The 21,009-nt window shown below is 72.0% G+C and carries 21 protein-coding genes; 5 read left to right on the top strand and 16 right to left on the bottom strand.

Annotation, left to right across the window (positions count from 1 at the left end; genetic code table 11):
* The 4 genes from kdpB to DEJ09_RS03795 form a co-directional block, all read right to left on the bottom strand.
* Positions 1 to 2,100, bottom strand: a complete 2,100-nt coding sequence (gene kdpB, locus DEJ09_RS03810) for a potassium-transporting ATPase subunit KdpB (RefSeq protein WP_111087703.1) — start codon at positions 2,098 to 2,100, stop codon at positions 1 to 3.
* The gene (gene kdpA / locus DEJ09_RS03805; protein WP_111028926.1) at positions 2,097 to 3,779 is read right to left on the bottom strand and encodes a potassium-transporting ATPase subunit KdpA; all 1,683 of its coding nucleotides are present in this window, start codon (positions 3,777 to 3,779) and stop codon (positions 2,097 to 2,099) included. The genes kdpB and kdpA overlap by 4 nt, the downstream gene beginning before the upstream one ends.
* The gene (locus DEJ09_RS03800; RefSeq protein WP_017887940.1) at positions 3,779 to 3,868 is read right to left on the bottom strand and encodes a potassium-transporting ATPase subunit F; all 90 of its coding nucleotides are present in this window, start codon (positions 3,866 to 3,868) and stop codon (positions 3,779 to 3,781) included. The genes kdpA and DEJ09_RS03800 overlap by 1 nt, the downstream gene beginning before the upstream one ends.
* 251 nt (positions 3,869 to 4,119) lie before the next feature.
* Entirely contained in the window at positions 4,120 to 5,064 is a 945-nt protein-coding gene (locus tag DEJ09_RS03795; protein ID WP_111087702.1) for a YafY family protein, read from the bottom strand.
* A gap of 62 nt (positions 5,065 to 5,126) precedes the next feature.
* On the opposite strand from DEJ09_RS03795, the gene DEJ09_RS03790 reads away from it, so the two are divergent.
* On the top strand, positions 5,127 to 5,546 hold the full coding sequence (locus DEJ09_RS03790; protein WP_111087701.1) for a VOC family protein: 420 nt from the start codon (positions 5,127 to 5,129) through the stop codon (positions 5,544 to 5,546).
* 19 nt (positions 5,547 to 5,565) lie between these two features.
* On the opposite strand, the gene DEJ09_RS03785 is transcribed toward DEJ09_RS03790, so the two are convergent.
* A complete protein-coding gene (locus DEJ09_RS03785; RefSeq protein WP_111087700.1) occupies positions 5,566 to 6,378 on the bottom strand; it encodes a putative RNA methyltransferase in 813 nt (270 codons plus the stop codon).
* Between the two features lie 34 nt (positions 6,379 to 6,412).
* On the opposite strand from DEJ09_RS03785, the gene DEJ09_RS03780 reads away from it, so the two are divergent.
* Genes DEJ09_RS03780 through DEJ09_RS03765 form a run of 4 tightly spaced genes read left to right on the top strand, consistent with a single transcriptional unit; the run spans position 6,413 to position 9,411 of the window.
* On the top strand, positions 6,413 to 7,168 hold the full coding sequence (locus tag DEJ09_RS03780; RefSeq protein WP_111087699.1) for an SDR family NAD(P)-dependent oxidoreductase: 756 nt from the start codon (positions 6,413 to 6,415) through the stop codon (positions 7,166 to 7,168).
* Positions 7,169 to 7,217: 49 nt separating this feature from the next.
* Positions 7,218 to 7,838: a hypothetical protein gene (locus DEJ09_RS03775; RefSeq protein ID WP_111087698.1), complete on the top strand. Its 621-nt coding sequence runs from the start codon at positions 7,218 to 7,220 to the stop codon at positions 7,836 to 7,838.
* A gap of 51 nt (positions 7,839 to 7,889) precedes the next feature.
* Positions 7,890 to 8,828, top strand: a complete 939-nt coding sequence (locus DEJ09_RS03770) for an aldo/keto reductase family oxidoreductase (protein ID WP_111087697.1) — start codon at positions 7,890 to 7,892, stop codon at positions 8,826 to 8,828.
* A 37-nt stretch (positions 8,829 to 8,865) separates the two neighbouring features.
* Positions 8,866 to 9,411 (top strand): GNAT family N-acetyltransferase, encoded by a 546-nt coding sequence (locus DEJ09_RS03765; protein ID WP_111087696.1) that lies wholly within the window; start codon positions 8,866 to 8,868, stop codon positions 9,409 to 9,411.
* Positions 9,412 to 9,492: 81 nt separating this feature from the next.
* On the opposite strand, the gene DEJ09_RS03760 is transcribed toward DEJ09_RS03765, so the two are convergent.
* The 11 genes from DEJ09_RS03760 to DEJ09_RS03710 form a co-directional block, all read right to left on the bottom strand.
* A complete protein-coding gene (locus DEJ09_RS03760; protein ID WP_027466807.1) occupies positions 9,493 to 10,038 on the bottom strand; it encodes a hypothetical protein in 546 nt (181 codons plus the stop codon).
* A gap of 72 nt (positions 10,039 to 10,110) precedes the next feature.
* Positions 10,111 to 10,323 (bottom strand): hypothetical protein, encoded by a 213-nt coding sequence (locus DEJ09_RS03755; RefSeq protein WP_139179591.1) that lies wholly within the window; start codon positions 10,321 to 10,323, stop codon positions 10,111 to 10,113.
* A 64-nt stretch (positions 10,324 to 10,387) separates the two neighbouring features.
* On the bottom strand, positions 10,388 to 10,618 hold the full coding sequence (locus DEJ09_RS03750) for a hypothetical protein (protein WP_111087695.1): 231 nt from the start codon (positions 10,616 to 10,618) through the stop codon (positions 10,388 to 10,390).
* A 34-nt stretch (positions 10,619 to 10,652) separates the two neighbouring features.
* Positions 10,653 to 13,805, bottom strand: coding sequence for a GH92 family glycosyl hydrolase (locus tag DEJ09_RS03745; protein WP_258373776.1), 3,153 nt, complete (start codon positions 13,803 to 13,805; stop codon positions 10,653 to 10,655).
* A 44-nt stretch (positions 13,806 to 13,849) separates the two neighbouring features.
* Positions 13,850 to 15,463, bottom strand: a complete 1,614-nt coding sequence (locus DEJ09_RS03740; protein ID WP_111087693.1) for a serine/threonine-protein kinase — start codon at positions 15,461 to 15,463, stop codon at positions 13,850 to 13,852.
* A gap of 108 nt (positions 15,464 to 15,571) precedes the next feature.
* Positions 15,572 to 16,390, bottom strand: a complete 819-nt coding sequence (locus tag DEJ09_RS03735; RefSeq protein ID WP_027466811.1) for a phosphatase PAP2 family protein — start codon at positions 16,388 to 16,390, stop codon at positions 15,572 to 15,574.
* 43 nt (positions 16,391 to 16,433) lie between these two features.
* Positions 16,434 to 18,119: a bifunctional 3'-5' exonuclease/DNA polymerase gene (locus tag DEJ09_RS03730; protein WP_111087692.1), complete on the bottom strand. Its 1,686-nt coding sequence runs from the start codon at positions 18,117 to 18,119 to the stop codon at positions 16,434 to 16,436.
* 54 nt (positions 18,120 to 18,173) lie between these two features.
* A complete protein-coding gene (locus DEJ09_RS03725) occupies positions 18,174 to 18,368 on the bottom strand; it encodes a hypothetical protein (RefSeq protein ID WP_017887924.1) in 195 nt (64 codons plus the stop codon).
* A gap of 34 nt (positions 18,369 to 18,402) precedes the next feature.
* Positions 18,403 to 19,176: a hypothetical protein gene (locus tag DEJ09_RS03720; protein ID WP_111087691.1), complete on the bottom strand. Its 774-nt coding sequence runs from the start codon at positions 19,174 to 19,176 to the stop codon at positions 18,403 to 18,405.
* Positions 19,173 to 20,033, bottom strand: coding sequence for a carbohydrate ABC transporter permease (locus DEJ09_RS03715; RefSeq protein ID WP_181433258.1), 861 nt, complete (start codon positions 20,031 to 20,033; stop codon positions 19,173 to 19,175). Before DEJ09_RS03715 ends, DEJ09_RS03720 begins: the two co-directional genes overlap by 4 nt.
* On the bottom strand, positions 20,030 to 21,007 hold the full coding sequence (locus DEJ09_RS03710; RefSeq protein ID WP_111087690.1) for a carbohydrate ABC transporter permease: 978 nt from the start codon (positions 21,005 to 21,007) through the stop codon (positions 20,030 to 20,032). The genes DEJ09_RS03715 and DEJ09_RS03710 overlap by 4 nt, the downstream gene beginning before the upstream one ends.
* Between the last annotated feature and the right edge of the window lie 2 nt (positions 21,008 to 21,009).

Here is a 21,009-nt window from a genome sequence, read left to right as displayed (position 1 = left end):
CTAGAACCCCGGGATGAGACCGACCACGAGGTCGATCAGTTTGATGCCGATGAAGGGGACGACCACGCCGCCCAGCCCGTAGACGAGCAGGTTGCGGCCGAGGATCGACGACGCTGCGGCCGCGCGGTACTTGACGCCACGCAGGGACAGCGGGATGAGCGCCACGATGACGAGCGCGTTGAAGATGACAGCCGACAGGATCGCCGACGACGGGCTGTGCAGCCCCATGATGTTGAGCGCCGCGAGCCCGGGGAACGCCGCCTGGAACATCGCCGGGATGATCGCGAAGTACTTCGCGACGTCGTTGGCGATGGAGAAGGTGGTCAGGGCACCGCGGGTGATGAGCAGCTGCTTGCCGATGCGGACGACGTCGATGAGCTTGGTCGGGTCGGAGTCGAGGTCGACCATGTTGCCCGCCTCCTTCGCCGCCGTCGTGCCGGTGTTCATCGCGACGCCGACGTCCGCCTGGGCCAGGGCCGGGGCGTCGTTGGTGCCGTCACCGGTCATGGCGACGAGGTTGCCGCCCTCCTGCTCGCGCTTGATGTAGGCGAGCTTGTCCTCCGGGGTGGCCTCGGCGAGGAAGTCGTCGACGCCGGCCTCGTGGGCGATGGCGGCCGCGGTGCGGGGGTTGTCGCCGGTGATCATCACCGTGCGGATGCCCATCGACCGGAGCTCGGCGAACCGCGACGCCATTCCGTCCTTGACGACGTCCTTCAGGTGCACGACGCCGAGCAGGGCGACCGCGCCGTCGGAGGAGCGGCGGCCGACGACGAGCGGGGTGCCGCCCTGGTCGGAGATCTCCGCGACGGTCGCGTCGATGGCCGACACCACACCGGCTTCGGTGGTGTCCGCCCAGGCGAGCACTGCCGCAGCAGCGCCCTTCCGGATCTGCGACCCGTCGGGCAGGTCGAGACCGGACATGCGGGTCTGCGCCGTGAACGGCACCTCGACGGCGCCGTCCGGCAGTGCCGGCGCCACCCCTGCGTCAGCAGCGAGCGACACGATCGAGCGGCCTTCCGGTGTCCCGTCGGCGGCGCTCGACAGCGCGGCTGCCGCCATGAGCGAAGCCTCGCTCACGCCCGGCACCGGCACCACGCGGGATGCCCGACGGTTGCCGTAGGTGATCGTGCCGGTCTTGTCGAGCAGCAGCGTCGTGATGTCACCGGCGGCCTCGACCGCGCGGCCCGACATCGCCAGCACGTTGTGCTGCACGAGCCGGTCCATGCCGGCGATGCCGATCGCGGAGAGCAGGGCTCCGATGGTGGTCGGGATGAGGCAGACGAGCAGGGCGATGAGCACCGGCACGCTGACCGTCGCGCCGACGAGTCCCGCGATGGGCTGCATCGTCAGGCAGACGATCACGAAGACGATCGACAACGAGGCGAGCAGGATGTTCAGCGCGATCTCGTTCGGCGTCTTCTGCCGTGCCGCACCCTCGACCAGGCGGATCATCCGGTCGATGAAGGTCTCACCCGGCGTCGAGGTGATGCGCACCACGATCCGGTCCGACAGCACCCGGGTGCCGCCGGTGACGGCACTGCGGTCACCACCGGACTCGCGGATGACCGGTGCAGACTCACCCGTGACGGCCGACTCGTCGACCGACGCGATGCCGTCGATGACGTCACCGTCGCCGGGGATGACCTCGCCGGCGACGACCACGACCACGTCGCCCTTCGCCAGGTCGACGGACGCGACCTCCTCGGTCTCGTTGCCGGTCGCGGCCGCGTCGGTCGTCGTGTACCCGAGCACGCGGCGGGCGCTCGTGGTCGAGCGGGTCTTCCGCAGGGTGTCGGCCTGCGCCTTGCCGCGACCCTCGGCCACCGACTCCGCCAGGTTGGCGAAGACGACGGTGAGCCAGAGCCACACGGCGATGGCGATGGTGAACGCGGACGGCTCGACGACGGCAGCCGCCGTCGTCAGCGCTGCGCCGACCTCGACGATGAACATGACGGGGTTCCGCCACATGAGTCGCGGATCGAGTTTCCGCAGGGCGCCCGGGAGGCCCGACACCAGTTGGCGGGGGCCGAATGCGGACGAGCGGGTGGCCGGTTCCACGGCGGTGCGCGGTTCCGACTCCGTGGTCACGGGGGTGGTCATGACAGTCCTTCTGCGAGCGGACCCAGTGCGAGCACCGGGAAGTAGGTGAGTGCGGTGACGATGACGGCGACGCCGCCGAGCAGCCCGATGAACAGCGGGCGGTGGGTGGGCAGCGTGCCGGCGGTCTCCGGCACCCGGTCCTGCGCGGCGAGGGACCCGGCGAGCGCCAGGACGAACACCATCGGCACGAAGCGGCCGAGCAGCATCACGACGCCGAGCGAGGAGTTCATCCACGTGGTGTTCGCGGTGAGCCCGCCGAAGGCCGAGCCGTTGTTGTTCGCCCCCGAGGTGAAGGCGTAGAGCAGCTCGGTCAGCCCGTGGTTGCCGGGGTTGAAGATCGACGTCCCGAGCACCTGTTCGCGGACCCCGGGGATCACGAGCGAGAGCCCGGTGGCCAGGAGCACGAGCGTCGGCGTGACGAGGATGTACAGCGCCGCGAAGGTCATCTCCTTGGCGCGGATCTTCTTGCCGAGGTACTCCGGGGTGCGACCGACGAGCAGGCCGCCGATGAACACCGTGATGACGGCGAGCACGAGCATGCCGTACAGGCCGGATCCGACGCCGCCGGGGGTGACCTCGCCGAGCATCATGTTGACGAGCGCCATCATCCCGCCGATGGGGGTGTAGCTGTCGTGCATCGCGTTGACGGCACCGGTGGACGTCGAGGTGGTCGCGGTCGAGAAGAGCGTCGAACCGAGGATGCCGAAGCGGCTCTCCTTGCCCTCCATCGCGGCCCCGGCAGCGTGTGTGGCGACACCGCCGCCGCCGAGTTCGGCGATCGACATGACCGACAGCGACACGAGGAAGATCGCGCCCATCACGGCGAGGATCGCGTACCCCTGGCGGTCGTCGCCGACCAGGCGCCCGAACGTGCGCGGGAGCGAGAACGGGATGACGAGCATCAGGAAGATCTCGACGAGGTTCGTCCACGCCTGCGGGTTCTCGAACGGGTGCGCCGAGTTCGCGTTGAAGTAGCCGCCACCGTTCGTGCCGAGCTCCTTGATCGCCTCCTGCGACGCGACGAACCCGTCCGGGATGTGCTGCGTGCCACCGATGAGCGTGGTGACGTCGGTGCCGCTCCCCCACGACTGGACGACCCCGCCGGCGACGAGGATGATCGCGAAGACGAACGCCCCGGGCAGCAGCAGTCGGCCGAGCCCGCGGACGATGTCCACCCACACGTTGCCGAGCGTGCCCGACTTGCGACGGGCGAACCCGCGCACCAGGGCCACGGCGACCGCCAGGCCGACGGCTGCGGACAGGAAGTTCTGCACCGCCAGGCCGGCCATCTGCACCGTGTAGCCGAGGGTGACCTCGGGCGAGTACGACTGCCAGTTCGTGTTCGACACGAACGACGCCGCGGTGTTGAACGCGAGCGACGGTCCGACGCCGGGCAGCCCGAGGTCGCCGGGCAGGACGACCTGGATGCGCTGCAGCAGGTAGACGAGCAGGAGCCCGGCGACGCTGAAGAGCAGCACGCCGCGCAGGTACACGGGCCAGGACTGCTCGGCGTCCGGGTCGACCCCGATCAGCCGGTAGACCCCGCGCTCGACCCGGTTGTGGCGGACGGGCGTGAAGACCTTCGCCATCCAGTCACCGAGCGGGCGGTACGCGACGACGAGCAGCAGGACGAGGGTGGCGACCTGGGCGATGCCCGCCCAGACGTCCGCGGCGCCCACTAGAAGCGCTCCGGACGCACGAGCGCCCAGACGAGGTACACGACTGCGGCGATGCCGAGGACGGCGGCCGCGATGGTGATGCCGATCACAGCCGTTCCACCCCCTTGGCGATCAGTGCCACCACGCCGAACACGGCGAGGACACCGGCGACGACGAACACGTCGAACACGAGGGACTCCAGAAGATCTGCGGTGTCCGCGCCGGGTGACGCGGACCGGCACCACGAGTGGTGCCGAACCGATGCTGGATCCTGCGCCGCGCCTCCAGGCCGCTCCTAACGGATCCCTGACGCCGCCCTGGCGGACGCATGCACGCTCCTAACGCGCGTGACCGAGGCGGCTCAGTCAGCCGCGGTCGCGAGTCGAGTCGACAGGTCGCGGACTGCGCCACGCAGCGCCTCCGGCCCCTCGACCCGGATCGGCACGGCCAGCCCGGCGACGACTCCGGCGAGCCCGTCCCACGACCACGATCCGAGGGTGACGCGGGCCCGGTCGTCGTCGAGCTGCTCGACCACGGCGTCCTCGGGCAGGTACGGCCCGATCCGCCGCGCATCGCCCGCCGTCGTGGTCACCGACCCGGTGCACGGCCACACGTCGTCGACCGCCGACCCCTTGAACCGCGCGGACACGAACGCGGCCGCATCGCCACCGGGGATCGGACGTGGCGTGAAGGGGACGCGCGTGCGCATCCGCGGCGTGATCCGGTCGATGCGGTGCGTGCGCCAGTCGTCGCGATCGGCATCCCAGTCGAGCAGGTACCAGCGGCCGTTCCGGGCGACGACGGCGTGCGGTTCCACCCGGTGCGGGGTCTCATCGTCGCCGTACCCGAAGCGGAAGACCTCCTGCAGGTGGACGGCCTCGCTCACCGCCACCAGGACCTCCGGGTCGGTGGTGGTCCGGCTCGTCGCGGTCACGGCCTGCACCGCGTCGACCCGGGACCGCAGCCGCGCGGGCATCACCTGCCGAACGGTCGCGAGGGCACGGGCCGCCGACTCGGCGACGTCCGCCCCCGAAGCCGGCGCCACGGCGAGCGCCAGGGCGATCGCCACCGCCTGCTCGTCGTCGAAGAGCAGCGGGGGCAGGTCGGAGCCGGCCTCGAGCCGGTAGCCGCCGGCCGGGCCACGGAGCGCCTCGACCCGGTACCCGAGCCCGCGGAGTCGGTCGACGTCGCGGCGGACCGTGCGCGGACTGACGTCGAGCCGACCGGCGAGCTCGTCGCCCGGCCAGTCGCGGTGCACCTGGAGCAGGGAGAGCAGCGCGAGCATCCGTGCGGAGGGTCCGGCCATGGCGTCCATCTTCGTCCGAGAAGCGGACACGATCTGACCGCATTGCCCGTCATCCTCGTCCCATGAGCATCGAGACGACAACCCACCTCAACTTCGACGGCGACGCCCGCGCGGCGCTCGACTTCTACGCATCGGTCTTCGGCGGCGAGGTCACCGCCGCCACCTACGGCCAGATGGGCGCCCTGGACGACCCGGCCTGGGCGGACCGCATCGTCTTCGGGCAGGTCTCCACGCCCGCCGGCTTCCGTGTCATGGCCTTCGACGTCTGGCCCGGGCAGCCCTACGACCAGGGATCGAACGCCTTCTACGTGTTCGTGCACGGCGACGACACGGCCGAGATCGAGCGGTACTGGGCCGTACTGTCCGAGGGCGCCGAGGTCCGGCAGCCCCTGGAACCCTCGGCCTGGGCACCGTTGGCCGGGCAGCTGCGCGACCGCTTCGGCGTGGTGTGGCAGCTCGACGTCGCCCCCGCTGGCGACTGATCCGTCCTGAGGGCCGCGGTCAGCGCGTCGGCGTCCACGTCGACACGGTGACCGCGGCCGTCACCGTCGCCGGCTCGAACACGGTGTCCGCCGCGACGTGGTGGTGGCTCGGCCCCATGTGCACCACGTCGTGGACGTCCTCCGCCGACAGCTCCATGGTCCAGGTCAGGTCCTCGGAGGACCGCAGCGCGAACGACGGCGTCAGGGAGTCGTGCAGCCGGCGCTCCTTCTCCGGGTCCACGCTGATCGTCGCCTCGGCGAGTTCCGCCAGGTGGCCGGCCCGCGGGGTCACCACCGCGAGCACGCCGTCGGCGTGCAGGACGCGGGCGTACTCGGTCTGGTTGCGGGGTGCGAAGACATCGAGCAGGACGGCGGCAGCGCCGTCGACGACCGGGAGGCGCTCGGTCACGTCCCCGACGACGGCCCCCGCGCGCTCGTGGGCGCGTGCCGCACGCCGGATCGCGACGGCCGACAGGTCCAACGCGACCCCGAGCCTCCCGTCCGCCGCGCGCAGCGCATGCGCCAGGTAGGTCCCTGGGCCCGAACCGACGTCGAGCACGATGCCGGGCGCGGTCGCGTCCGCGACGATCGCGGCGAGCGCCCGCTCGACCGGCGCGTAGTGGCCGCGCCCCAGGAACCGCAGCCGCGCGTCCACCATCTCCGGGGTGTCCGCGGTGAGTGCGCGCCGCTTCGCGGGCAGGAGCGTCAGGTGGCCCTGCTTCGCCTCGTCGAACCGGTGACCGTTCGGGCAGCCGACCTGGCCGCCGTCGACGCGGCCGAGGGGCTCGGCGCACACGGGGCAGGCGAGCATCGGCAGCAGATCGTCACGCACCGGCCCAGCGTACGGGCCTCGGTAGCCTGACCGGATGTCGCTGCAGCAGCTCTTCGGCCTCGACGGCCGCACCGCACTCGTGACGGGAGGCAGCTCCGGCATCGGCCGAGCGATCGCCACCGCACTCGCCGACGCGGGTGCCCACGTCCTCGTCGCCGCCCGGACGTCCGCGACCATCGACGCAACCGTCGCCGGCATCCGCCAGGTGGGCCGCTCGGCTGACGGCATCGTCGCGGACCTCTCCTCCCGCGCTGGCGCACACGCACTCGCGGACGCCGCCGGGGACGTCGACGTGCTGGTGAACTCCGCCGGGATCAACCTGCGGCCGCCGATGCCCGAACTCGACGAGGCCACCTGGGACGCCACGATGGCCGTCAACCTCGATGCGCCGTTCGTGCTCGGGCAGCGGCTCGCACCCGGCATGGCGGCGCGTGGGTACGGGCGGATCGTTTCGATCAGTTCGCAGCAGGCCCACCGCCCCTTCGCCGCCAGCGGCGCGTACGGGGTCTCCAAGGCCGGCCTGGAGGCGCTGGCCCGGTCCCAGGCAGAGGCCTGGTCCGCGCAGGGGGTCACCTCCAACGTCCTCGTCCCCGGTTTCGTGCGCACCCCGCTCAACGAGCGACTCGGGTCCGACCCGGCGACGGTCGCGGCCCTCGCCGCACGGACGCTGGTCGGCCGGAACGGGCTGGCGTCGGACTTCGCCGCGGCGGCGGTGTTCCTCGCCGGGCCCGGGTCGGCCTACGTCACCGGCCAGTCCATCGCGGTGGACGGCGGGTTCTCCGTCCACTGACCCCGAGGTGCGCCGACGGCAGTGTGCTGCGCGGCAGTACGGTCAGGACATGGCAGTCATCGAGCAGGCAACGCTCCGCCCCTCCAAGGCCGAGGCGCTCGCCGCCTGGCTCCCCGACCAGGCGTGGAGCGGCGTCGTCGCGGGATCGCCGCTCCAGGTCGTCGGGCAGTTCCGGTTCGACGACCCCGCTGGCGAGGTCGGCGTCGAGGTGCTCCTCGTCCGCACCGACGACGGCCGGATCCTGCAGGCGCCACTGACCTACCGGGACGCACCACTGCCGGGTGCCGACGCGTTCCTGGTCACCGAGATGGACCACTCCGTGCTCGGGCGACGGTGGGTGTACGACGCGGTGGGTGATCCGGTCCATGCCGACGTGCTGCGCCGGGCGATCGTCACCGGCGGGCACGAAGCCTCGCTCGAGTTGGCCAACGGTGCCGGACAGCGGCCGAAGGACGCCTGGGCCAGCGGGAGCGGCTCCGATCCCGACTCCCCCAGCGTCACCTCGGTGCGAGCGACCACTGCGGACGCCCTGACGTCGATCGCGACCGATCACGGCACGATCGTCATCGCTCGGGTCGTCGGTACGGCCCTGCCCGAGGGCGAGACGCTGACCGGGACGTGGACGGACGGCTCCGAGGTGCTCGCCGTCCTGCTGCCCGAACGCGCCTGAGGTACTGGCAGGGCCTGCCTGTGCCGGGGACCGGCTGGCAGGATCGACGGCGTGAAGACACTGGAGTTGCCACAGACAGACCTCACCGCCTCCGACGTCGTCGTCGGACTGATGCGGATCAACGACATGAGCGACGAGGACATCCGTTCGCTCTACAGCGCCTCGCGTGATGCGGGCGTGAACATGTTCGACCACGCAGCGGTCTACGGCGAGTGGCACGGCTGCGAGGAGCGGTTCGGCGCCGCCGTCACGCTGACGCCCGCGGAACGCGCCGAGATCGTGCTGCAGACCAAGGTCGGCATCCGGCCGACGCCGAAGGGCGCGTACTTCGACTTCTCGTACGAGCACATCCTCGAGTCCGTGCACGAGTCGCTCGAGGCACTGCAGACCGAGTACGTCGACGTCCTGCTGCTGCACCGCCCCGACGCCCTGGTCGAGCCGGAAGAGGTCGCGAAGGCATTCGACGAGCTGCACGCCGCCGGCAAGGTGCACCACTTCGGCGTCTCGAACCACACCCCCGGCCAGGTCGACCTGCTCAAGAAGCACGTCCGCCAGCCGCTCGCGTTCAACCAGGTGCAGCTGAGCATCACCCACGCCAACGTCATCTCGCAGGGCCTGACCGCGAACATGGGCGGCCTCGAGCAGTCGGTGGACCGCGACAACGACATCCTCAACTACTCGCGCATCAACGACATCACGCTGCAGGCCTGGTCGCCGTTCCAGAAGGGCTTCTTCGACGGCGTCTTCCTGGGCGACCGTGAGCAGTACGCGGAGCTGAACGACGTGCTCGAGGAGGTCGCCGCCGCGCACGGTGTCACCCCGACCGGCATCGCGGTCTCGTGGATCACCCGCCACCCCGCGCACTTCCAGGTCGTCCTCGGCACCACCAACCCGCAGCGCGTGCGGGACTCGGCAGCCGGCTCGGACGTCGAGCTGTCGCGCGAGGAGTGGTACCAGATCTTCACCGCGGCCGGACACACCGTTCCCTGAACCGGGACCGCCCCGCCGGGTCGGGCAGGGTGGGGTCGTGCTCCACGACCTCGCCCTGCCCGTCCGCCTGACCACACGCTCCGGCGAACTGACGCTGCGGAACGCGGTGGACGAGGACCTCGATGCGCTCATGGCGCTGTTGTCCGACGACCCGATCAGCGCCGCACGGGGTGACGTCGCCGCGCCGGAGGACCGCCCGCAGTACGCCGAGGCACTCCGGTCGATCGTGGACGACCCGGCGAACGCGCTGCTCGTCGCCGAGGACGCCGACGGGCGGCTCGTCGGGACGCTGCAACTCACCCGGATCCCCGGGATGGCTCGTCGTGGTGCCACCCGGCTGCTCGTCGAGGCGGTGCGGGTCAGCAGTGCGCTGCGCTCCGGCGGCATCGGGAGTGCGCTGATGCGCTGGGTGACCGACGTCGCGGCGCCGGCCCTCGGGACCCCGCTCGTGCAACTCACCTCGGACGCTGCACGGACCGATGCGCACCGGTTCTACGAGCGCCTCGGCTTCACCGGCTCGCACGTCGGGTTCAAGTACCGGGTCCCCGACCCTTCCGCCATCCCGCCTGATATGTCACACTGAGACCAGTCGCCCCATCGAGGTGGGTGCGGAAGTGATCCCCGGGAGCTCCTGCGGTATAGCGGGGCCCGGGGATTCGCGCGTTCACCGACGGTGTTCGTGGACGCTCAGCACATGGCCCAGCTGCTCGAGGTAGGCCGTTTCCCCTCGCCGAGCCAGCGCGACCACGCCGCACACCGCGTCCGCCGCCCAGAGAAGTGGCTCGCGGCCACCCGGCAGGTGCTCGAACGCCAACCCGTGCACCAACTTGCGTGATCGCAAGGCGTCGAGGTGCGCACGATCGTTCCGGTCCGAGGGCCCGCGAGATTCGAGGACGACTCGATCGACACCGCCCGCGCGGAGTTCCAAGATCAAGTGCTCAAGAGCGAGACGGCGACGACGCTCGCTCCGGACGGATGGGTCGGTCACGCTCACGACCCCGATGGCTGCAAACGGATGGTCGCACAGCATCCCGACGATCCCGGTGCGGTGCCGGGCGTCGCTCTCGGACCAGTGCAGCTTCCGCGCCGATCGTGGCTTGATGGCGCAGAGCGAGTCCCGGAACCGCTCAGCATCGCTGTCGGCAACTGTGACCGCCCCGAGGATGTACGCGCCGGGGTCACGTTCGTCTCCGGGCTCGGATTCGTCCACGTACGCCGTCGGTACCATTCCGGAATACTACCGGTCGGATGGGACCGCGCGGCCGCTGCAGCCGGGCGCGCGCTAGTCGTCGGAGGCGGAACCCGCAGACCTCGGCGTCGGCACGTTCACGTCGACCGGGGACACCCCGGCGGGATCGGCGGAGGCACCACCCACGACGTCGAACGAGATCCCGAGCATCGCCGGGTCCTCGTCGAGTTCGAGCCCGTCCTGACGGACCTGGTCCTCCGGGATTGCACGGCCACCGGACGGGTCCCACGAGTTCGCGATCGACATGCGCACGAGCATGCCCGAGCCGCTTGGCAATCGCCCAAGAAACCCCGGAGGACCCCCGGAACGGTCAGAGGTCGTCCGGGTGCAGCCGATCGCCGGCGTGCGGACGCCGGAACACCGGGCCGCCGCCGGCCTCGTCCTCGTCGTGGTGACTGACGGGCGAGACGCTCGGGTCGGCGGAGTCGTCGCCGACGTCGGCGCCGCGGTCCTCCTCCATCTCGAGTTCGGACTCGTCACTACCGTCCACGGGGATGGATCGGCCCTGCTGTTCGGGATCGAACGGTGCGCTCATCGACATGGGGCGAGCATGCTCCCGCTCGGTGAACGCCGGGTCAACGCTGTCCGTCGGCCGCGATGAGCTCGAGCTGCGTCAGCGTCAGGTCGGTGCCGGCGGTGAACGTGAACGACGAACCACCGCCGAGGATGCGGAACACCCGGGTCTGGCCGGCCCACGAGAACTCGGCACCGTCGACCGCGGTGACGGCGTCGTCGAAGCCGACCTGCCACGAGTAGGACCCCGGCGATGCCACCGTCACGGTGTACAACGAGGCGGCGGGGCACGACACGTCGAAGGACACGGACTCCCCCGCGGCGAGCGCCGTGACGGTGCGGCCGGTGTCGTCGGTGAGCGCCGAGGCTCCGACGGGCAGGACGTCCACCGGGGCGTCCCGGTACCCGTGCACGTCGGAGGCGGAGACGGGGCGGGTGTCCGACGCCCAGCCCTGCGGTTCGTCGGACAGGGTGAACTCGATCCGCGACGCGGCCACGACCACGCTGTGCGGGATGGTGACCGAGGTCCAGGGCGCGCCGTCGACCGTCACCGATGCGACGTACCGGCCTGCGGAGCCGGCGGCGATCTCGATGACCGTGGGCGATCCTCCCGGCTGTCGCAGCACCGTCCTGCGGACCGACGGCGGCACGAGCACGTAGGTGCCGGTCGACGGCGCGAGCGGGTACAGGCCGATGGTCGCGAAGACGTACCAGGCGCTCATCTCGCCGTTGTCCTCGTCGCCGGGGTAGCCCTGGCCGAGGTCGGACCCGACGAACAGCCGCTCGAGCGACTCGCGGACGATGCGGTGCGCGTCGTCGTGGCGCCCGGTGAACATCGGGAAGAAGGGGATGTGGTGCGCCGGCTGGTTCGACAGCCCGAGCATGCCCATCCGGACGTCGCGGGCCTCGGTCATCTCGTGGATCGGGAACCCGTACGAGCCGGACCGCGCCAGGGCGCCGGTCTCGGGAGTCGCGAAGAACGCGTCGAGGGCCGCGTCGAACCGCTCCGGCCCGCCGTGCAGGTCGACGATGCCGGCGCCGTCGTGCGGCGCCGTGAACGCGGTACCCCACGCGTTCGTCTCCGTGTAGTCGTCGCCCCAGTCGCGCGGGTCGAACTCGGTGCCGACCCGCCACGAGCCGTCCGGGTCGCGGCCGATGAAGAACCCGCGCTCGGAGTCGAAGACGTGCCGGTACTGCAGGGACCGGCGGGCGAACCACTCGGCCTCGGCCTCGTAACGGGACAGGTCGGCGGGCGTCCGCGCCCGTGACGCGAGCAGGCCCGCCATGACGGCCAGACCCCAGTCGTTGATGGCCGCGTCCAGGGTCCACGACATCCCCTCGTGGGTCGCCGTGTCGACGTGGCCGCGGAAGGCGCCCGGGAGGCTCCCCTTGCGTCCGACGCGCTCGTCACGCGGCGGGACGGTCGCGTTCCGCACCGCGCTCCGGTACGCCTCGGCCAGGTCGAAGCCGCGCACGCCCTTCACCGCGAGGTCGGCGAAGACGGTGTCGCTCGTGGTTCCGGTCATGCAGTCCTCGGCGCCGGGGGCACTCCAGCGGGGCGTCCACCCGCCGTCGTGGTGGTGCTCGACGAAGCCCTGCGCGAGCTCGCCCGCGGTCTCGGGGGTCAGGAGTCCGAGGAGCGGCCAGGCCGTGCGGTAGGTGTCCCAGAAGCCGTTCGTGGTGGTGAACGGACCCTCGACGATCTCCGGCCCGGGCTCGTCGCGGATCGGGTCCGCCAGCACGTCGCCGTACGGGGAGCGGTGCCGCGGGGTGCCGGTCAGGGCGGTCTCCCCGGCGCGGTTCGGGTAGAGGAACAGCCGGTACAGGCCGGAGTACAGGCTCGTCAGCTGGTCGGGGGTCGCGCCGTCGAAGGACAGCGTCGCGAGCTTCTCGGTCCACAGCGCCTCGGCACGGGAGCACATGGCGTCGAACGAGCCGGCGTCGTCGAGGTTCGCGCGGGCGTCCTCGATCGAGACGGTCGAGATGCCGAGCAGGACGTCGACCGGGCCGTCCGTGGCCCCAGCCTGCCCCACGGACAGCCAGCCGCGCAGCTCGTGCTCGCCGATAGACGTGTGGTCTGCGGTGACGCCCGCGACCCGCAGGTGCACGTGGTGCGGCGGGGTGCCGGGGCGGTCGTCCAGGAGAGCCTCGACCACGACGGTGCCGTCGGTGATCGTCACGGAGACGTCGGACACCCGGCCGTGGTGGTCGAGCACGACGCTGCGGGTGCCGGTGAACCGGAACCCGAGGGCGAACTCCCCCGCGGTCAGCTCGGCCGTCACACCGTGCTCGAGGGCGACCCGGTAGCGGTGCGGGCCGTCCTGCTCGTCCTCGTGGTCGAACCCGAGCGCCCGGGCGGACCGGTCGACATCGGGGGTGTCGAGTGGCGAGGGCATCACCTGGAACACCCCGCGGTCGCCCATCCACGGCGACGGGATGTGACTCGTCGCGAAGGCCTGGATCGCCGGGCGGAGCCGCCCCTGGTCGTCGAGCCGGTCGTGCTCCTGGTACGCGTACGGCCAGCGGTTGCTCGAGGCGTCCGTCATCGGCAGGCCGAACACCCCGCCGTGCGGAACGCCGACGAGCGGGGCGTTGTTGCCGCGGGAGAACCGGGAGGACGCGTGGGTGCCGCGGGTCGTCCGGACGTGGCCGAGCGGGGTCGTCGGGGTCGGACGCGCGGGACCGATCCGGACGGCGTCGAGCCAGCCGCGCAGTGCGGGACGCTCGCCGTCGGTGGCCGCAGCCGACGTGTCGGAACCGAGCCGGGCCTCCAGGCGGTCGACGACCAGCCCCGCGAACGGCGTGAGGTCGACCGCGCGACGGTTCCACTGGTCCACCCACTGCTTGCGGGCCGCGTCCTGCGCGTCCGGGGTGACCGCGTCGCCGTACTGGTCGCGGACCGCGGCGTCGTCCCGCAGCCGCGAGCCGTCGGTGAAGACGACGTCGAGGGCGAAGGCCGTGGCGTCCCAGAAGTGCGGCAGGTCTGCTTCGGTCGGTTCCGACGCCCCGTCGGGCAGGGTCCGCTCGGGGAACCAGACCCAGGAGAGCTCGTCGCCGGTGGCGATGGTGCGTCCGGTGCAACCGGGCACGATCGCCTCGGCCACGGACGCTCCCGCTGGTCGTTCGACGAGCCAGGCCTCTCTCGAACCGAAGCCGACACCGTTCCGAGCGGCCACGGCCGTCGTCGGACCACCGCTCCGTTGCAGTTCTCGCACGGGGCGAGCCTATTGCTCCAGGGACTGGACGAAAACCCGGCGTGTCAGTCCTTGTTCTGTCCCGGGGCGCTGCCGGACTTGCCGGGGGCGGTGTCCGACGTGGTGTCGACCGCGCCGGTGTCGGCCGCGCCGGTGTCGGCCGCGCCCGTGCCGTCCTGCGGCTCCTGCACCGGGTTCGAGGCCGGGGTGCTCGGCTCCGGCCCGACGGGCGGGTCCTGGGTGGGCTGCTCCGGCTCGGTCGGTTCGCTCGGCTGCTCGCTGGGTTCCTCGGCGGGCTGCGACGGCTGCTGCTGCTCCTGCGGGGGCTCCTGCTCGGCGGGTTCGCTCGGCTGCTGTTCCTCGCCCGGGTCCTCGGACGGCTGCTGCTCGGTCGGCGCGGTCGACGTGGTGTCCGTCGGGGCCGGGGTGCCGTCGTCGTCGCCGTTCAGGGCGAACACCGCGACCCCGATGCCGATGAGCACCAGGACGATCACGATGATCGCGGCGATGAGCGGTCCGCGCTTCTTCTTCTCCGGCTGGTCGTCCGGCCGGTCGGCCCGGACCGGCCGGGGCGTGACCGGCGGCGGGGTCGGCCCGCTCGGGCCCGATGCGCCGCGGCCGTTCGCCTGGGCGCCGAGGACGGTCGTCGAGACGTCGTCGGCGGCGTTCGGACGCTGGGTGTCGAGGACGCGGGTGGCGTCGTCCCCCGGACCCGCGCCGCCGTTCGGCAGTTCGCTCGCCGGCATCGCCTGCGTCCGGTCGTCGGCGTTCGCCGCTGCGGCGGCACCGGCGCCGACCGCGGCACCAGCCGCACCGGCGGCCGCGGACGTCACCGCACCGGGCGTGCCGGGCAGCAGCTGCGTGGCGTTCGTCGGCTCGTCGCGGCCCAGCGCACGCAGGCGCTCGGCGGCCTCGGCAGCCGTCGGTCGCTCCGCCGGGTCCTGCGCGGTCATCACGTGCAGCAGGGTGCGCCAGGCCGTGGGCAGCTGCCGGTCGATCTCGGGTGAACGGGTGAGCCGGGCGGTGGCCGACTCGACCGCGCTGCCCGGGAACGGCTGGCGGCCGGTCATGCACTCGAGCAGCACGAGCCCGAGCGAGTAGACGTCGGCCTTGCCGGTGATCTCCTTCGCCAGGACCTGCTCCGGGGCAAGGTACGCGGCCGTCCCCATCACGGTCCCCGTCCCCGTCACGCGTGAGGCGTCACGGAGCAGGGCGATCCCGAAGTCGGCGAGCTTGACGTGCCGGCCGTCGCTCTCGAGCAGGACGTTCGCGGGCTTCACGTCACGGTGGACGATCCCCTGCGCGTGCACGGCGGCCAGGCCGTCGGCGACCTGGGCACCCAGGCGGGCAGCGGTCGCGGGGTCGAGCGGACCCTCGCGCAGACGGGTCGCCAGGTCACTGCCCGGCACGAGTTCCATGACGAGGTACGAGTCGCCGTCGACGTCGTCGAGTGCGGCGTCGTAGAGCGTGACGAGCTCGGGGGCGCGCAGCGTCGCGAGGGTCTGGATCTCCGCCTCGGCGCGGGCGCGCTCACCGCGGTCCACGGGGCCGATGCGGAACACCTTGACCGCGACCTCGCGACCGAGTTGCTCGTCGACCGCCCGGTACACGGACGCCATGCCACCGTGTCCGAGCGTGCCCGTGACGCGGTACCTGCCGCCGAAGACCCGTTCTTCCATGCCCGGCAACCTACCGGTCGCGGCTGACGGCGCTCTGCCGTTCGGGGCGCCCGGCGACTTCGTGAGCAGAAGATGTCGGGTGCGGGCGAGCGACCCGACGTCTTCTGCTCACGAAGTGATGCGGTCGACGTCCGGCGCGGGCTCGGCACCGTGGTGGAGCGCCGTCAGGTACAACCGGTGCGCCGTGATCACGAGGGCGAGCCAGGCGAGTCCGAGCGCCCACGCCGCCAGGACGTCGGTCAGCCAGTGGTGCCCGAGGAACACCCGCGACGCCCCGACCGACAGCACGAACAGGGTGCCCACGACGATCGTCCACACCCGGGTGACGACGCGCGACTGCCGCAGGAGCAGCAGGTACACGATGGTGCCCACGATCACCGTGGAGTTGAGCGTGTGGCCCGACGGGAACGACGGCGACGTCTCGTACGGCGGCACCGCGTCGGACAGCGGCGGACGGGCGCGACCGATCAGGTCCTTGCCCGCGATCGTCATGAGCAGCGAACCACCGCTCGCGGCGACCAGGAGCACCAGTGGCGTCCACGCACGGCGCTGGATCGTGAAGCCGACCAGGAACCCGAGCGCGACGATCGGCATCCCGATCGTGCCCGCGATGTCGGTCCACCAGGTGACGAGCGTGTCCGCCGTGGGTGATCGGAGTGTGAGCGCCCAGTCGAGGACGGGTCGGTCGAGCACCGCGACGTCGTCGGCTTCACGGACGGCGTCGTAGACCTCGGAGGCGATCCACGTGGCGAGGACGGCGACGCCCAGGCCGATGGCGAGGGTCAGCAGCAGGACGGGCATGGCACCGAAGCGCTTGCCGAGCGCGGTCCACGCACCGGCGACGCTGCGGCCGGCACGGGAGCGCCAACGGGTCAGGTCGACTTCGCCGACGGTGCGGTCGGCGGCGTCCCCGTGTTCGGTGTGCATCCGTCCACACTGCCCGAAGCCGCCGGGAGCCGTCCCGGCCGCCTCAGTCCTTCGCCTCCGAGTACGCCCCCACCACCCCGACCGACAGCGGGAACGTCACCGGGAAGTCCTGGAACAACAACCGGCCGGCATCGACCGCGGCCTCCCGGATCTGCTGCGCCACCCACTCGGCGTGCTCCGCCGGGGCGTGCACCACGATCTCGTCGTGCACGAAGAACACCAGGTGCGGACCGTCCGTCACGGCTCCGGGGAAGCGCGCGATCAGCCGCGAGCGCAGGGACCCCATCCACGCGAGCGCCCACTCGGCCGCGGTCCCCTGCACCACGAAGTTCCGGGTGAACCGTCCCCAGCTCCGGGCGCGGGACTCGACCGCACGCTGCATCGCCGGGGTCCCCTCGACCGTGTAGGCCTGGTTCCGGGCCTCGAACCACGAGTCCTCGGGCACCGGTGACGTCCGCCCGAGCAGCGTCGTGACGGGTTCGCCGCGCTCCCCCGCACGCGCGGCCCGTTCCACCATGTCGAGCGCCTGCGGGAACGCCCGGACCAGGCGCGGCACGAGCCGACCGCCCTCGCCCTGGGTCGCCCCGTACATCGCACCGAGCATCGCCACCTTGGCCTGCTGCCGGGTCTCCACAGCACCCGACGCCACCACGCCGTCGTACAGGTCGCGCCCGTCGCCGGCCGCGGCCATCGCCCGGTCGCCGGACATCGCGGCGAGCACACGTGGCTCCAGCTGCGCGGCGTCCGCCACGACGAGCTTCCACCCGGGGTCGGCGATGACCGCCCCGCGGATGCCCTTCGGCAACTGCATCGCTCCCCCGCCGTCGGCCGCCCAGCGACCGGTGACGACACCGCCGACGACGTACTTCGGGTGGAAGCGGCCGTCGCGGATCCAGTCGTCGAGCCAGGTCCAGCCGTTGGCGGTGAGCAGTCGCGCCAGGCGCTTGTACTCGAGCAACGGCTCGATGACGGGGTGCTCGATCTCCTGCAGCTCCCACTTCCGCGTGCTCGTGACCATCAGGCCGGCCCGGCGCAGCGACTTCAGGACGTCGGCGGGCGAGTCCGGGTTGAGACCGGGGTCGTCGAGGCGCTCGCGCACGACGGCCGCGATCTCCTCGAGGCGTCGCGGCCGCACCCCGTAGGGCACGCGCGGCCCGAGGGCGTCCTCGAGCAGCCGCTCGTGCACGTCGGCACGCCACGGCAGCCCCGCGTGCAGCATCTCGGCCGCCACGAGCGCGCCGGCCGACTCCGCGGTGAGCAGCAGGCGGAGCGCACCGGGAGCGCTCGACCCCGCCACCGCGGCGAGCTGCGCCCGGAACTCCGCCACCGGGTCGACCTCGTCGTCGGGCGCGGCGGCGGTGAACAGGGCGTCGTCGAAGAGCTGGGCCTGCGTCGGCCGGACCACGCGGGCTTCCGCGACCGGGGCGTCCAGGGCGTCGGTCGGCGCAGCGGCGAGCGCGGATCCCCGTGCCGCCAGCGCGGCCCGCAGGACACGACGGCCGAGGCGCAGGTCGACGCAGCGACCGACCCGACCGCCAGCGGCGAGCACGGCCGGGTACCAGCGGGCGGTGTCGTCCCACACCCAGCGCACGCCCGGTGCATCGTGGGCCGCGACGAAGGCCGGGAGGCCCGGCTCGTCCAGGCGGATCGGCTCGCCCCCGGCGGTCCCCGCGTCGGTCAGGGGCGTCGCGAGGACGCCGCCGTCGACGCGGCGGAGGACGAGGTGCACGACACGATCATGCCGTGCCCCACCGACCCCGGCGGACCAGGGCCGGAACGGGTGTCACTCGCCGGGTCGGACCGCCGCGGTGTCGGCGACGTCGATGCGGACGTCACCGTCCTCGGCACGGGAGACCTCGACCCGCGGATCGGCGTCGTGCTCGTCGGATCCGGACATGCGGCGGAACGTGTCCTGTCGGCGTTCCTCGAACGTCATGTCGACGCCGTCGTCGAGGTGGTCGTGGTCGGGCTTCGTCATGCCGTGCACGGTACGCGGCCGCGGCTGCGGGCGGTCACGCGACCGGTGCCGTGCCGGTCCGCTCGGTCCAGTGCCCACCCCTCGCCCACCGGTCGAGCACGGCCGCACGCAACCGACCGGACGGCGCCGCGGACCGTGCGGTGGCCAACGGCACCCCGAAGACGAACTTCGCGACGCTGGCGTCGCCCTCGGTCGCGTCGTGCGCCCCCGGCGGGACGAGACGGAAGCGCCGGGCGAAGCGCACGAGGTTGGCATCGGGGCCGAGCGCGGCGGGCAACCCCGGATCGAGCATCCAGGAGCGGCACTGCCACCGATCGGCAGCGAGCTGCGGTGCGAGGCCGCGCAGGACCTCGGGTGCGCGGGCGAACGAGCGGTCGCAGGCCACCGGGTCGAGCGGCCCGGTCTCCGGCACGTGCACCCCCCAGGCCGGCGTGCCGTCCGCCAGGTGGTCGCCGAGTTCGAACTGGAGGCGCCCCACGGCCACCACGCGCCCGGTCACCACGGCGACGAGCCACTCCACCCCGGTGCCGTGCAGTCCGTAGCGTGCGAGCTTGCGGTCGACGTCGGCGACGGAGGCCTCGGCGAGCGCGCGCGGGAGGCCCAGCTCCGCGAGCGCGTCGGCGCTGTCCGGCACCGCGGCGCGGAGCGCCGCGACCAGCAGCGCGTCCCGCTCCGCGGGCCCGGCGTCGGCGACGGTGGCGGCCAGTGCAGCCGCCACCGTCGCGGAGTCGTCCGGTGACCCCACGGCGGCGGCGAGGACCGCGACGGACGCGGGGCGGGCCTCCAGGCCGGGGGTCGCGGTGGTCACTTCAGACCGGACGACGCGAGCCCGTCCATCACCCGACGCTGCAGCACGACGAACATGATGAGCACCGGTGCCATCGCCATCAGGCTGGCGGCCATCAGCACCGGGTAGTCGATCGTGCGGTCACTCGACAGCGTCGCGAGGCCGGCGGCGAGCGGCATGTCCTCGGCGCGGGTGGAGACCACGAGCGGCCAGAGCAGCTCGTTCCACGACCACAGCACGGTCGTGATCGCGAGCACGCTGATCGAGGGACGGGCCAGGGGCAGCATGATCCGCCAGAACGTCTGGAACGGGTTCGCGCCGTCCATCCGCGCTGCCTCTTCCAGCTCGGGCGGCATGTTCAGGAACGCGGTCCGCATCAGGAACGTGCCGAAGGCGCTGAACAGCCCGGGTGCGACGATCCCCATCAGGGTGTCGAGCCAGCCGAGCCCCTGCACGATCTGGTACTGCGAGATCAGGTAGACCTGCGAGGGCACGAGCAGGATCGACAGCACGATCGCGAGCAGTGCCGCCCGGCCGCGGAACCGCATCCGGGCGAAGGCGTACCCGGCGAGCGTGCACAGGACGATCTGCGCGATCGTGCGGATGATCGTGACGTACACCGACGTGCCGAGCTGGCTGAGGAACGGCAGGCGTTCGAACACCTGCGCGTAGTTCTGCCACTGCAGCTCCCCCGGCCAGAAGACCGGCGTGACGGACTGCACCTGCGCGTTCGTGGAGAGCGACATGATGATCTGCCACAGGAACGGGAACGCCATCGCGAACCCGCCGATGCCGAGTACGACGTGGATCCACCAGTGGCTGCCGCCGCGACGGCCGGGCCGGCGTGCGGTCCGAGGCGGTGTGACGGTGGCGGTCATCCCTGCACCCACTTCCGTTGGACGCGGAACTGCACGAGCGTGACGATGCCGATGAGCAGGAAGATCACCATCGCGATCGCGGCCGCGAAGCCCTTGTCGTTGTCGATGAACCCGGCGCTGTAGAAGTAGAAGACGAGCGACATCGTCTTCGGGATCACCGGGTTGGTGCTGCCGAGGATCGCGTACAGCAGGTCGAACAGCTGGAAGCTCGAGATCGTCGTGACGATCACCACGAAGAAGATGCTCGGGCTGAGCAACGGCACGGTCACCGACCGGAACTGCCGCCACCGGCTCGCGCCGTCGAGCTCCGCGGCCTCGTAGAGCTCCGGCGGGATGTCCTTGAGCCCGGCGCCGAGGATGATCATCGAGAACCCGAGGGACGACCAGAGGCCGACCAGGCTCACCGCGATCAGCGCGAAGCCGGGGGTCGAGATCCAGTACGGGCCGTCGATGCCGAAGTTCCCGAGGAACCAGTTCACGATGCCGTAGTCGCCGTTGTACATGATCCGCCAGACCAGGGCGATCGCCGCGGGCATGGCGACGTACGGCAGGAAGAAGAGCACCCGGTAGAACTGCGCGAACCGCAGCCCCGGGGTGTTCAGCAGGCTGGCGAGCCACACCGCGATCGGGATCCCGGCGAGGACGATCACGGTGTAGATCACCGTGTTGAGCAGCGACTGGTACAGCTGCGGGTCACCGACGAGCCGGACGTAGTTGGCGACGCCGGTGAACGTGGCGCCCCCGAAGACGCCCCAGCTGGTGAACGAGTACCAGAACGTCTGGATGATCGGCCAGATGTAGAAGGTGCCGACGCCGACGAGCAACGGGAGCACGAAGAGCCACGGCCACCAGCCGTCGGTCCGTCGTGGCGCTCGGCCGCCGTCGGCTCGCTGAGCGGGGGCACCCCGCCCGGACGAACGTGTCGTCCGGGCGGGGGCGGCTGCGGCCGGGGGCCGCTCGGTGTTGATCGTCACGC

Origin of the sequence: Curtobacterium sp. MCLR17_055 (assembly GCF_003234305.1) — a bacterium.
GTDB lineage: Bacteria > Actinomycetota > Actinomycetes > Actinomycetales > Microbacteriaceae > Curtobacterium > Curtobacterium flaccumfaciens.
This window is presented reverse-complemented; position numbering and strand designations above follow the sequence as displayed.

What these genes read in the sequence shown, in the direction of transcription:
- kdpB (WP_111087703.1), bottom strand. Translation starts at nt 2,100, where the DNA reads ATGACCACCCCCGTGACCACGGAGTCGGAACCGCGCACCGCCGTGGAA.
- DEJ09_RS03795 (WP_111087702.1), bottom strand. Translation starts at nt 5,064, where the DNA reads ATGGCCGGACCCTCCGCACGGATGCTCGCGCTGCTCTCCCTGCTCCAG.
- DEJ09_RS03790 (WP_111087701.1), top strand. Translation starts at nt 5,127, where the DNA reads ATGAGCATCGAGACGACAACCCACCTCAACTTCGACGGCGACGCCCGC.
- DEJ09_RS03780 (WP_111087699.1), top strand. Translation starts at nt 6,413, where the DNA reads ATGTCGCTGCAGCAGCTCTTCGGCCTCGACGGCCGCACCGCACTCGTG.
- DEJ09_RS03775 (WP_111087698.1), top strand. Translation starts at nt 7,218, where the DNA reads ATGGCAGTCATCGAGCAGGCAACGCTCCGCCCCTCCAAGGCCGAGGCG.
- DEJ09_RS03755 (WP_139179591.1), bottom strand. Translation starts at nt 10,323, where the DNA reads ATGTCGATCGCGAACTCGTGGGACCCGTCCGGTGGCCGTGCAATCCCG.
- DEJ09_RS03750 (WP_111087695.1), bottom strand. Translation starts at nt 10,618, where the DNA reads ATGTCGATGAGCGCACCGTTCGATCCCGAACAGCAGGGCCGATCCATC.
- DEJ09_RS03740 (WP_111087693.1), bottom strand. Translation starts at nt 15,463, where the DNA reads ATGGAAGAACGGGTCTTCGGCGGCAGGTACCGCGTCACGGGCACGCTC.
- DEJ09_RS03735 (WP_027466811.1), bottom strand. Translation starts at nt 16,390, where the DNA reads ATGCACACCGAACACGGGGACGCCGCCGACCGCACCGTCGGCGAAGTC.
- DEJ09_RS03725 (WP_017887924.1), bottom strand. Translation starts at nt 18,368, where the DNA reads ATGACGAAGCCCGACCACGACCACCTCGACGACGGCGTCGACATGACG.
- DEJ09_RS03715 (WP_181433258.1), bottom strand. Translation starts at nt 20,033, where the DNA reads ATGACCGCCACCGTCACACCGCCTCGGACCGCACGCCGGCCCGGCCGT.